10 protein-coding genes, 2 tRNA genes and 2 rRNA genes are annotated in these 11887 nt (G+C 48.1%); 13 read left to right on the top strand and 1 reads right to left on the bottom strand.

Annotated features, from left to right (window positions below):
• Positions 1-99: 99 nt before the first annotated feature.
• The 9 genes from H2R00_RS11980 (at position 100) to tsaD (ending at position 7399) form a co-directional block, all read left to right on the top strand.
• Positions 100-3028 (top strand): 23S ribosomal RNA (locus H2R00_RS11980).
• 196 nt (positions 3029-3224) lie between these two features.
• Positions 3225-3340, top strand: a 5S ribosomal RNA gene (gene rrf, locus H2R00_RS11975).
• 12 nt (positions 3341-3352) lie between these two features.
• Positions 3353-3429: transfer RNA gene (locus H2R00_RS11970), tRNA-Met, on the top strand.
• 31 nt (positions 3430-3460) lie between these two features.
• Positions 3461-3537 (top strand) — tRNA-Asp (locus H2R00_RS11965).
• Positions 3538-3774: 237 nt separating this feature from the next.
• On the top strand, positions 3775-4758 hold the full coding sequence (gene thiL, locus H2R00_RS11960) for a thiamine-phosphate kinase (RefSeq protein WP_182069192.1): 984 nt from the start codon (positions 3775-3777) through the stop codon (positions 4756-4758).
• A gap of 8 nt (positions 4759-4766) precedes the next feature.
• Positions 4767-5243, top strand: a complete 477-nt coding sequence (gene tsaE / locus H2R00_RS11955) for a tRNA (adenosine(37)-N6)-threonylcarbamoyltransferase complex ATPase subunit type 1 TsaE (RefSeq protein ID WP_154996379.1) — start codon at positions 4767-4769, stop codon at positions 5241-5243.
• The gene (gene tsaB, locus H2R00_RS11950; RefSeq protein WP_154996377.1) at positions 5224-5913 is read left to right on the top strand and encodes a tRNA (adenosine(37)-N6)-threonylcarbamoyltransferase complex dimerization subunit type 1 TsaB; all 690 of its coding nucleotides are present in this window, start codon (positions 5224-5226) and stop codon (positions 5911-5913) included. Before tsaE ends, tsaB begins: the two co-directional genes overlap by 20 nt.
• A gap of 12 nt (positions 5914-5925) precedes the next feature.
• Positions 5926-6384 carry a ribosomal protein S18-alanine N-acetyltransferase gene (gene rimI / locus H2R00_RS11945; protein ID WP_003179229.1) on the top strand — a complete coding sequence of 153 codons (459 nt, stop codon included), beginning with the start codon at positions 5926-5928 and terminating at the stop codon, positions 6382-6384.
• The gene (gene tsaD / locus H2R00_RS11940; protein ID WP_154996375.1) at positions 6374-7399 is read left to right on the top strand and encodes a tRNA (adenosine(37)-N6)-threonylcarbamoyltransferase complex transferase subunit TsaD; all 1026 of its coding nucleotides are present in this window, start codon (positions 6374-6376) and stop codon (positions 7397-7399) included. The genes rimI and tsaD overlap by 11 nt, the downstream gene beginning before the upstream one ends.
• A 240-nt stretch (positions 7400-7639) precedes the next feature.
• Here the strand turns inward: tsaD and H2R00_RS11935 are convergent, their stop codons facing one another.
• Positions 7640-9565, bottom strand: a complete 1926-nt coding sequence (locus tag H2R00_RS11935; protein WP_182069190.1) for an ABC-F family ATP-binding cassette domain-containing protein — start codon at positions 9563-9565, stop codon at positions 7640-7642.
• A 146-nt stretch (positions 9566-9711) separates the two neighbouring features.
• On the opposite strand from H2R00_RS11935, the gene moaC reads away from it, so the two are divergent.
• Genes moaC through tatC form a run of 4 tightly spaced genes read left to right on the top strand, consistent with a single transcriptional unit; the run spans position 9712 to position 11864 of the window.
• Positions 9712-10218, top strand: coding sequence for a cyclic pyranopterin monophosphate synthase MoaC (gene moaC / locus H2R00_RS11930; RefSeq protein WP_182069188.1), 507 nt, complete (start codon positions 9712-9714; stop codon positions 10216-10218).
• A gap of 3 nt (positions 10219-10221) precedes the next feature.
• A complete protein-coding gene (locus tag H2R00_RS11925) occupies positions 10222-10869 on the top strand; it encodes a redox-sensing transcriptional repressor Rex (protein ID WP_003179237.1) in 648 nt (215 codons plus the stop codon).
• A 38-nt stretch (positions 10870-10907) separates the two neighbouring features.
• Positions 10908-11081 carry a twin-arginine translocase TatA/TatE family subunit gene (locus H2R00_RS11920; RefSeq protein WP_020450330.1) on the top strand — a complete coding sequence of 58 codons (174 nt, stop codon included), beginning with the start codon at positions 10908-10910 and terminating at the stop codon, positions 11079-11081.
• 6 nt (positions 11082-11087) lie between these two features.
• On the top strand, positions 11088-11864 hold the full coding sequence (tatC, locus tag H2R00_RS11915) for a twin-arginine translocase subunit TatC (protein ID WP_154996367.1): 777 nt from the start codon (positions 11088-11090) through the stop codon (positions 11862-11864).
• The last annotated feature ends 23 nt before the right edge of the window (positions 11865-11887 follow it).

The raw sequence follows: 11887 nt of genomic DNA, 5'->3' as shown, positions 1-11887 counted from the left end.
GATCATTCCTTCAAAGCGTGTTCTTTGAAAACTAGATAACGAAAGTAGACATTCACATTCAATTGTAATGCAAGATATCACGTAGTGATTCTTTTTAACGGTTAAGTTAGAAAGGGCGCACGGTGGATGCCTTGGCACTAGGAGCCGATGAAGGACGGGACGAACACCGATATGCTTCGGGGAGCTGTAAGCAAGCTTTGATCCGGAGATTTCCGAATGGGGAAACCCACTGCTCGTAATGGAGCAGTATCCATATCTGAATTCATAGGATATGAGAAGGCAGACCCGGGGAACTGAAACATCTAAGTACCCGGAGGAAGAGAAAGCAAATGCGATTCCCTGAGTAGCGGCGAGCGAAACGGGATTAGCCCAAACCAAGAGGCTTGCCTCTTGGGGTTGTAGGACACTCTGTACGGAGTTACAAAAGAACGAGGTAGATGAAGAGGTCTGGAAAGGCCCGCCATAGGAGGTAACAGCCCTGTAGTCAAAACTTCGTTCTCTCCTGAGTGGATCCTGAGTACGGCGGAACACGTGAAATTCCGTCGGAATCCGGGAGGACCATCTCCCAAGGCTAAATACTCCCTAGTGACCGATAGTGAACCAGTACCGTGAGGGAAAGGTGAAAAGCACCCCGGAAGGGGAGTGAAAGAGATCCTGAAACCGTGTGCCTACAAGTAGTCAGAGCCCGTTAACGGGTGATGGCGTGCCTTTTGTAGAATGAACCGGCGAGTTACGATCCCGTGCAAGGTTAAGTTTGAAAAGACGGAGCCGCAGCGAAAGCGAGTCTGAATAGGGCGCATGAGTACGTGGTCGTAGACCCGAAACCAGGTGATCTACCCATGTCCAGGGTGAAGTTCAGGTAACACTGAATGGAGGCCCGAACCCACGCACGTTGAAAAGTGCGGGGATGAGGTGTGGGTAGGGGTGAAATGCCAATCGAACCTGGAGATAGCTGGTTCTCTCCGAAATAGCTTTAGGGCTAGCCTCAAGGTAAGAGTCTTGGAGGTAGAGCACTGATTGGACTAGGGGCCCCTACCGGGTTACCGAATTCAGTCAAACTCCGAATGCCAAAGACTTATCCTTGGGAGTCAGACTGCGAGTGATAAGATCCGTAGTCGAAAGGGAAACAGCCCAGACCGCCAGCTAAGGTCCCAAAGTATACGTTAAGTGGAAAAGGATGTGGAGTTGCTTAGACAACCAGGATGTTGGCTTAGAAGCAGCCACCATTTAAAGAGTGCGTAATAGCTCACTGGTCGAGTGACTCTGCGCCGAAAATGTACCGGGGCTAAACGTATCACCGAAGCTGCGGACTGTTCTTACGAACAGTGGTAGGAGAGCGTTCTAAGGGCTGTGAAGCGAGACCGGAAGGACTCGTGGAGCGCTTAGAAGTGAGAATGCCGGTATGAGTAGCGAAAGAGGGGTGAGAATCCCCTCCACCGAATGCCTAAGGTTTCCTGAGGAAGGCTCGTCCGCTCAGGGTTAGTCGGGACCTAAGCCGAGGCCGAAAGGCGTAGGCGATGGATAACAGGTTGATATTCCTGTACCACCTCCTCACCATTTGAGCAATGGGGGGACGCAGGAGGATAGGGTAAGCGCGGTATTGGATATCCGCGTCCAAGCAGTTAGGCTGGGAAATAGGCAAATCCGTTTCCCGTAAGGCTGAGCTGTGATGGCGAGCGAAATATAGTAGCGAAGTTCCTGATTCCACACTGCCAAGAAAAGCCTCTAGCGAGGTGAGAGGTGCCCGTACCGCAAACCGACACAGGTAGGCGAGGAGAGAATCCTAAGGTGATCGAGAGAACTCTCGTTAAGGAACTCGGCAAAATGACCCCGTAACTTCGGGAGAAGGGGTGCTCTGTTAGGGTGCAAGCCCGAGAGAGCCGCAGTGAATAGGCCCAGGCGACTGTTTAGCAAAAACACAGGTCTCTGCGAAGCCGTAAGGCGAAGTATAGGGGCTGACGCCTGCCCGGTGCTGGAAGGTTAAGAGGAGCGCTTAGCGTATGCGAAGGTGCGAATTGAAGCCCCAGTAAACGGCGGCCGTAACTATAACGGTCCTAAGGTAGCGAAATTCCTTGTCGGGTAAGTTCCGACCCGCACGAAAGGCGCAACGATCTGGGCACTGTCTCAACGAGAGACTCGGTGAAATTATAGTACCTGTGAAGATGCAGGTTACCCGCGACAGGACGGAAAGACCCCGTGGAGCTTTACTGCAGCCTGATATTGAATGTTGGTACAGCTTGTACAGGATAGGTAGGAGCCTTGGAAACCGGAGCGCCAGCTTCGGTGGAGGCATCGGTGGGATACTACCCTGGCTGTATTGACCTTCTAACCCGCTGCCCTTATCGGGCAGGAGACAGTGTCAGGTGGGCAGTTTGACTGGGGCGGTCGCCTCCTAAAAGGTAACGGAGGCGCCCAAAGGTTCCCTCAGAATGGTTGGAAATCATTCGCAGAGTGTAAAGGCACAAGGGAGCTTGACTGCGAGACCTACAAGTCGAGCAGGGACGAAAGTCGGGCTTAGTGATCCGGTGGTTCCGCATGGAAGGGCCATCGCTCAACGGATAAAAGCTACCCCGGGGATAACAGGCTTATCTCCCCCAAGAGTCCACATCGACGGGGAGGTTTGGCACCTCGATGTCGGCTCATCGCATCCTGGGGCTGTAGTCGGTCCCAAGGGTTGGGCTGTTCGCCCATTAAAGCGGTACGCGAGCTGGGTTCAGAACGTCGTGAGACAGTTCGGTCCCTATCCGTCGCGGGCGCAGGAAATTTGAGAGGAGCTGTCCTTAGTACGAGAGGACCGGGATGGACGCACCGCTGGTGTACCAGTTGTTCTGCCAAGGGCATCGCTGGGTAGCTATGTGCGGACGGGATAAGTGCTGAAAGCATCTAAGCATGAAGCCCCCCTCAAGATGAGATTTCCCATTCCGCAAGGAAGTAAGATCCCTGAAAGATGATCAGGTTGATAGGTCTGAGGTGGAAGTGTGGCGACACATGGAGCTGACAGATACTAATCGATCGAGGACTTAACCTAATAAAATAAGTGAACGCTGGCTAAATACGCCACATCGTGTGGCAACGCCTGCATGACCCACATCCTGTGGGCCCTTGTCTACCCGTTATCTAGTTTTGAGAGAACACCTCTCATAAAGCCAAAGGCAAGGAAACTCGGCTAAAGGCCCTCACATCCTGTGAGGAACGCCCAGTACCTTCGTCCTGAAGGCACATAGTTTGGTGGCGATAGCGAAGAGGTCACACCCGTTCCCATGCCGAACACGGAAGTTAAGCTCTTCAGCGCCGATGGTAGTTGGGGGCTTCCCCCTGTGAGAGTAGGACGCCGCCAAGCTGTTTATATTATCGCGGGGTGGAGCAGTTCGGTAGCTCGTCGGGCTCATAACCCGAAGGTCGCAGGTTCAAATCCTGCCCCCGCAACCAAATATAATTTGCATACAATCCAATAAAAAATGGTCCGGTAGTTCAGTTGGTTAGAATGCCTGCCTGTCACGCAGGAGGTCGCGGGTTCGAGTCCCGTCCGGACCGCCATGTTGCACACAAACGAAATCTTCGAGGTTTTCGTTTTTTTTTATGTCTTTTTTCAGGTCAATGCTGAAAGCTTGGCTTCAGCCGAGCTTTCGTTGCTTACAGGAAGAGAAAGCACTCGGCTTTCCTCCTGACAGGATGTGAGGCCGAGTTTCTTTATTCCTTGGATAATTGGTGAGAATTCGATAAACTAATGATAGTGTTTTGATTGGTTGCAACAGCAAAGGAGCAAATGATCTTATGGACGAATTTGAATTGATTCAAAGGATTACGCCCCGTTCGCTTTCTCACCAGGAAATAGAAATCGGTATTGGAGACGATGCCGCTGTTTATCATACGAAGAACGGTTATCAGGAAATCGTGGCAGTCGATACGATGGTCGACGGTATTCATTTTTTATCATCCCATTCATCGCCTGCCGATATCGGATATAAAGCATTAGCTGTGAATATTAGCGATATTGCCGCAATGGGAGGCCGACCCAAGTATTATCTTGTGTCAATCGCCGTTCCTTCCGGCTGGCGCGCGACGGATATTGAAGCCATGTATGAAGAAATGAATAAACTGGCGACACTATATCAAATGGATTTAATCGGCGGTGACACTGTATCTGCCAACGGACCGCTCGTTTTGACCGTAACAGCAATCGGTGAGATTGAAAAGGACAGATCTTGTTTAAGGAGCCATGCCGAGCCCGGGGATGTCGTTTTTGTGACGGGAGAACTTGGCTCATCTGCTGCTGGTCTGTCTTTTATATTGGGCCAAGCACAGGTGAAAGACGATATGCAGTCTCAATATTATATTGAGCGGCACAAGAGGCCTGAGCCGAGGGTGGAAGCAGGTTTGATCTGTTCCCGCTATCATCATGTGGCACTTAATGATATCAGCGACGGGCTTGCCAGCGAATTAAATGAAATTGCCGAAGCGAGTCGTGTTTCCATTGACATATATAAAGAGATGATTCCGGTCCATTCGGATTTACATACATTGAACACAAAATGGGAAGAGTGGGTCCTTTTCGGCGGCGAGGATTTTGAACTCGTCGGTACGATTTCTAATGATCAATGGGAACGTTTTAGTCAGGAATGCTCCGAGCATGATGTGCCGGTTTATCAAATCGGCCGCGTCACAAAACAAGGACAGGCGGAAGTGTTTTATCATGACGGACAGGACCGCGTTCTTCTCGAGAAAAAAGGATATAACCATTTTAAACAAGACAGGTGACAAGTAAAGTGAAAACGTTAGAGTGGAAAACGACAGAGCCTGAAGAGACGAAAAACATTGCCAGACTGGCAGCAAAGTATGTTCAGCCCGGTGATGTCATCACATTGGAGGGCGATCTAGGAGCAGGCAAAACGACTTTTACGAAAGGGTTTGCCGAAGGGCTCGGCATCAAGCGGGTTGTCAGCAGCCCGACTTTTACCATCATCAAAGAATACCGTGACGGCTCTCTTCCGCTGTTTCATATGGATGTGTACAGGATGGAAGATGAGACGGAAGATCTCGGATTAGATGAATATTTTGAGGGAGACGGGGTCTGCCTTGTGGAATGGGCGCATTTGATTGAAGAGCAGCTTCCGCAAGAACGCCTTGAGGTGGTCATTAAGCGGCTTGGTGATGACGAGCGAAAGCTGACATTTACCCCTAAAGGAAGCCGCTACGAAAATCTTTGCGAGGAGATCAGCAAACATGACGATACTTGCGATTGATACATCCAATTTAACGCTCGGAGTGGCATTAATCAAAGACGGAAAAATGATAGCCGAGCATATATCCCACTTAAAGAAAAACCATTCGGTCAGAGCCATGCCGGCAATCGACGAACTCCTTAAAGAGTGCGGTTTAGAGCCTAATGATCTGACCCAAATTGCAGTTGCCAAAGGCCCGGGTTCATATACAGGCGTGCGGATCGGCGTGACGATTGCCAAAACGCTTGCATGGTCATTAAATATTCCGATTAAAACCGTTTCAAGCCTTGAAGTGCTGGCGGCAAACGGTCGTTTTTTCCAAGGCTTGATTTGTCCGCTGTTTGATGCCAGGCGCGGTCAGGTTTATACGGGACTGTACCAGTATAGGGACGGCAAACTGCATGAATTGGAAGAGGACCAAAACATTTTGCTTGAAGATTGGCTTAAAAAGCTGAAAGCCATGGATCAGCAAGTCCTTTTCATAGGAAGCGACACAGAGATTCACCAGGAAATGATCGAACAGATTCTCGGTGAACAAGCGGTTATTGCAGGCCCTGCCCTGCAGCTTCCAAGACCTTCAGAATTGGCTTTAATCGGAGAACTTAAAGAGGACGAGCCAGTGCACAGCATTGTTCCAAACTATATTCGTCTGGCCGAAGCCGAGGCCGTCTGGCTTGAAAAACAAAAGTGAACGGGTGAAGCCATGAACACGCAAATGGTCATACGCGATATGAATCCAAAGGATTTGGACCAGGTTTTTGAAATTGAAAAAAGTTCTTTTTCTTCTCCGTGGAAAAAAGAATCTTTTCATCATGAGCTTTTTCACAATATGTATGCACATTACCTCGTTCTCGAAGTTGAGGAGCAAGTCGTCGGCTACTGCGGGATTTGGATCGTGATGGATGACGCCCAGATCACCAACATTGCCGTTTCACCTGCATACCGGGGCCGCCGTTTCGGAGAAGCTCTTTTGAAAGCCGCCATGAAGCTTTGCAGGATGAAAAGAGCGGTTCAGCTTTCTTTAGAGGTGAGGGTATCGAATCATATTGCACAGAGCTTATACAAAAAGCTTGGTTTTGAGCCGGGAGGAATTCGCAAAAATTACTATACCGATAATGGGGAAGATGCATTATTAATGTGGGTGAGACTAAATGAATCATAAAAAAGATCTGTATATATTAGGAATCGAAACAAGCTGTGATGAGACTGCCGCCGCGATTGTCAAAAACGGGACGGACATCGTCTCAAATGTCGTAGCGTCGCAAATCGAGAGTCATAAACGGTTTGGGGGCGTCGTTCCCGAGATCGCATCAAGGCATCACGTGGAACAGATCACGATCGTGCTTGAGGAAGCCTTTGCACAAGCGGACATGACGTTTGATGACATTGATGCCATTGCAGTAACGGAAGGACCGGGGCTTGTCGGCGCTTTATTGATCGGCGTGAATGCTGCGAAAGCGCTCAGTTTTGCCCGGGGCATACCGCTCGTAGGCGTGCATCACATTGCCGGTCATATCTATGCCAACAGGCTTGTTCAGGACATTCAATTTCCGGCGATTGCCCTTGTCGTCTCAGGCGGTCACACCGAACTCGTGTATATGAAAGAGCACGGCTCATTTGAAGTAATCGGAGAGACGCTCGACGATGCTGCAGGCGAAGCCTATGACAAAGTGGCGAGAACGATGGGACTCCCTTATCCGGGAGGACCTCACATTGACAAACTTGCGCAAAAAGGCGAAGCAAATGTGCCGCTGCCGCGCGCATGGCTTGAGGAAGGCTCTTATCATTTCAGCTTCAGCGGATTGAAGTCAGCAGTCATCAACACGCTTCACAACGCTTCACAAAAAGGGGAAACGATAGCTCCGGAGGATTTGTCAGCCAGCTTTCAGGAAAGCGTCATTGATGTCCTCGTGACAAAAACGGAACGCGCTGCGAAAGCTTATGGCGTCAAACAGGTGCTGCTCGCCGGAGGAGTTGCTGCAAATAAAGGGCTGAGAGCGGCGCTCGAAAAAACGTTCAGCAGCCATCCGGAAATCGAGCTTTTGATCCCGCCGCTCTCGCTATGTACGGACAATGCCGCCATGATTGCCGCCGCAGGTACAGTTGCTTTTGAAAAAGGAATCAGGGGAAAATACGATATGAACGGTCAGCCTGGCTTAGATTTGACGTCTTATTGAAACCTCACGTTTTGTGAGGTTTTTTTGCCCCCGGAAAAGTTATTAACAGGTTATTAACATATATCCACAGCCTTGTGCATAATGTCAAAAACCTTAATTTACAGAGCCTTTTTACCTGTTAATAATGTGCATAAATATTATGTTTTTTGTGGATATTGTGGGTAAATCGCTTTCTTTCTTTTAAATAAAGGATTTTATTTGTGGACAAAAAAACCGCTCCGGCTTGGAGCGGTTCATCCTTTATTCATTTGTAGAAAGTGTTTCCCATTCGGATAACAGTTGTTCGAGCTCCTCATTCAGCCGTTCATTTTCAGAATGGATTTCCTGGACCTTCTCGTGGTCTTGGAAGACGTCGGGTTCACACAGGAGCTCTTCATTCTTTTCGATCTGTTCTTCAATGGCCGTAATTCTAGTTTCGATTTCTTCAATCCTGCGCTGTCGCTGGCGTTCTTTTCTTTTCAGCTCTTTTTCTTCTTCATAGCTCTTTTTTGTGCCCGGTTTTTCGGAAGCGTTTTTCTGGCGCTCTTCCGTCTGTTTTTCTAGTTCTTTCAGTTCAAGCTGCTCCGCTTTTTTTTCTGTGTAATAATCGTAGTCGCCTAAATATTCTTCTGCTTTATCGCGGGAAAGCTCCAGTACTTTTGTCGCGATCCGGTTGATAAAATAGCGGTCATGGGACACAAATAATATCGTTCCCGGGTAATCGATTAAAGCGTTCTCCAAGACTTCCTTACTGTCCAGGTCGAGATGGTTTGTCGGCTCATCAAGGATAAGGAAGTTCGCTTTTTGCAGCATCAGCTTTGCGAGGGCAAGCCTGGCTTTTTCGCCTCCGCTTAACGCGTGTACAGGTTTTAATACATCTTCTCCCGAGAACAAGAAGTTGCCGAGGCAGGTCCGGATATCCTTTTCATTCATCTCCGGATATTCGTCCCAAAGCTCGTCAAGCACGCGTTTTGACGACGTCAATTCAGCCTGCTCCTGATCATAGTATCCGATTGAGACATGGGAGCCCGTCGCGATTGTTCCCGACACCGGCTTTAGCTTTTGAATCAATGCTTTCAAAAGGGTTGACTTGCCGATTCCGTTCGGCCCGACTAGCGCAACGCTTTCCCCGCGGGTAATGCGAAAATCCAATGAACGGAGAAGCGGGGGCTGCTCCTGATAGCTTACCGTCAGGTCTTCCACTCGCAGTACATCGTTTCCGCTTTGCCTAGTAATTTCAAAGCGGAATGACGCCGATTTTTCATCTCCAAGCGGTTTGTCCATGATCTCCATCCGTTCAAGCTGCTTTCGTCTGCTCTGCGCCCGTTTCGTCGTCGAAGCTCTTGCCAGGTTCCGGTCGACGAACTCCTGCAGTTTGGCGATTTCGTCCTGCTGCTTTTCGTAAAGCTTTGTTTCCCTTTCCAGCTGCTCGGCTTTTAATTGGAGATAAGAGCTGTAGTTCCCGATATATTTTTTGCTTTGTGCCCGGGTAATCTCGTAAACTTGGGTAACCACTTTGTCAAGAAAGTACCTGTCATGGGAAACGATTAAAATCGCTCCGCTGTAGTTTTGTAAATATTGTTCAAGCCATGTCAGGGTATCGATATCCAAGTGGTTTGTCGGTTCGTCCAAGATGAGGAGGTCCGGTTTTGTCAAAAGCATTTTTCCGAGGGCAAGCCTTGTTTTTTGACCTCCGCTTAAGTCCTGAACGCGGACGGAGTCATCAAATCCCGCAAAGCCGAGCCCGTGCATAACGGATCTGACTTCTGCTTCATATTGGTAGCCGCCTTTGTCCTTGAACTCCTGCTGAAGCCTGTCATACGTCTTCATCAATGATTCAAGCTTGTCCGGTCCGGCTTGCGCCATCTTTTCCTCGATCGCGCGCATTTCTTTTTCCATTTTTTTTAGAAAATCAAATACCGACAGCAATTCCTCTTTAAGCGTCAGCTTGGAATCGAGGCCGGAATGCTGGTCAAGGTAGCCCATCGTCAAATCCTTCGGTTTGATAATGTCCCCCTTTTCATATGAAAGCTTTCCTGCGATAATCTTTAGGAGAGTCGATTTTCCGGCGCCGTTGCGTCCGACGATCGCAATCCGGTCCCGAGATCTGACTTCGAGTTTTATATTCGTTAAAATCGTATCGGCTCCAAACGATTTTGAAAGCTGGTTCACTTGTAAAATCATCATGATCTTTCACCTCTTGTCTGCTATTTTAAGTGTAGCTTATCACCGCGCAGTCAGCAAACAATTAAGTGAAGTCTGGAAGATTTTAGCCGAAGAAAAAGACAGAACGAAAAAAATAGTGTATGATCGTTATAAGGAGAGTTAAGAACATGAATGAGTTTACACATTTTAATGAACAAGGCAGAGCCAAGATGGTTGATATAAGCGAAAAGGAAGCTTCAGTGCGCACAGCTGCGGCTGTTTCAAGCGTGTCAATGAATCGAAAAGTACATGAAAAAATCAAAAACCGGGAAATCGGAAAAGGCGATGTATTGGCGGTGGCGCAAGTGGCCGGAATCATGGCCGCAAAACAGACATCCGCCATCATCCCGATGTGCCACCCAATCGCTCTGAAAGGAGTCGACATCACCTTTCGTTGGGAGGAGAAAGAACAGAAGAGCATCCTGCATATTCAATCTAAAGTCAAGACCAAAGGGAGCACAGGTGTGGAAATGGAAGCGTTAACTTCCGCCTCCGTATGTGCGCTGACCGTATATGACATGTGCAAAGCGGCGGATAAGGGAATGGTGATAGGACCGACCTTTCTTCTCGAAAAGACAGGCGGGAAAAACGGTGACTATAAAAGGGAAAAAGCTGATGTAGACATGGAGGATTAGTTTATGAACATGGATCATTCAAAAATTCCGCAAGCGACAGCGAAACGGCTGCCATTATACTATCGTTTTTTAAAAAACCTTCATGCATCCGGAAAACAGCGTGTATCTTCCGCTGAGTTGAGCGATGCCGTCAAAGTCGATTCCGCGACCATCCGCAGGGATTTCTCGTACTTCGGCGCGCTCGGAAAAAAAGGATACGGCTACAATGTCAATTATTTGCTGTCCTTTTTCAGAAAGACGCTTGATCAGGATGAAACGACGAACGTAACGCTCATTGGCGTGGGGAATTTGGGGACAGCCTTTCTCCATTACAATTTTATCAAAAACAATAATACAAAGATCGCCATGGCGTTTGACATCAATGAAGAAAAAATCGGAACCGAGGTCGGCGGCGTTCCCGTCTATGATCTGAATAAGCTTGAAGAGCATATGACGGATGATGATATCCCGGTCGCCATTTTGACGGTTCCAGCTCAAGCTGCACAGTCGATTACAGACAGGCTGGTGGCGCTTGGCATTAAAGGCATTCTTAATTTTACGCCGGCCCGCTTGAATGTGCCGGAACACATTCGCATTCATCATATAGATTTGGCGGTTGAACTTCAGTCGCTGGTGTATTTTCTGAAACATTATTCAATGCAGGAAAAGTAAAACGGAAAACGAAAAATAAAGGAAAGGGGGCAGGCTTTATGCCAATCGGTCCTGGAAGCTTTATTTTAATCGTCGTGGTGGCGCTATTGATATTCGGCCCGAAGAAACTTCCCGAGCTGGGAAGAGCGGCTGGAAACACGCTGCGGGAGTTTAAAAATGCGACAAAAGGTTTGGCTGACGACGATTCCGATAAAAAGAAAGAAGATCAGTAGGATAGGATGACATTTATGAAGGGAAAAGAAATGTCGCTGATAGAACATATCACAGAACTACGCAGACGGCTTGTGATCACTTTTTTCTTTTTTGTTTTATTTGTTGCGGCAGGCTTTTTTTTGGCAAAGCCGCTGATTATCTATCTGCAGCAGACGGATGAAGCGAAGCTGCTGACGCTTAACGCGTTTAAGCTGACCGATCCTTTATTTGTGTACGTGCAGTTTGCGTTCATCATCGGTGCCGTCTTGACTTCGCCGCTTGTTTTATACCAGCTGTGGGCTTTCATTAGCCCGGGGCTGTATGAAAAAGAACGAAAAGTGACGCTTAGCTATATTCCGGTATCGATCATTCTTTTTTTAGGCGGCATTGCCTTTTCTTACTTTATTTTATTTCCGTTTGTCGTGGACTTTATGACGAGAGTCTCAGATGATCTGAATGTTAACCAGGTCATCGGAATTCACGAATATTTTCAGTTTCTGCTTCAGTTGACGCTTCCTTTTGGCTTATTGTTTCAGATGCCTGTGGTCATCATGTTTATTACAAGGCTCGGGCTCGTGACGCCGATGTTTTTGGCGAAAATCAGAAAATACGCATATTTTGTGTTGTTCGTCATCGCGGCGCTCATTACACCGCCTGAGCTTTTGTCGCATTTAATGGTCTCAGTGCCATTGCTCATTCTTTATGAAATCAGTATCGTGATTTCAAGAATATCCTACAGGCAAGCGCAAAAAACAATGATTCAAGAGGAAAATCAAGCGTTTTTGAACGACCATACAAAATAAGAGCCATTCTTTTTTCAGAATGG

Origin of the sequence: Bacillus haynesii (assembly GCF_014042035.1) — a bacterium.
Classification (GTDB): Bacteria; Bacillota; Bacilli; order Bacillales; family Bacillaceae; genus Bacillus; species Bacillus haynesii.
Note: the sequence above shows the minus strand (reverse complement) of the source record. Positions and strands in the feature narration are given on the sequence as shown.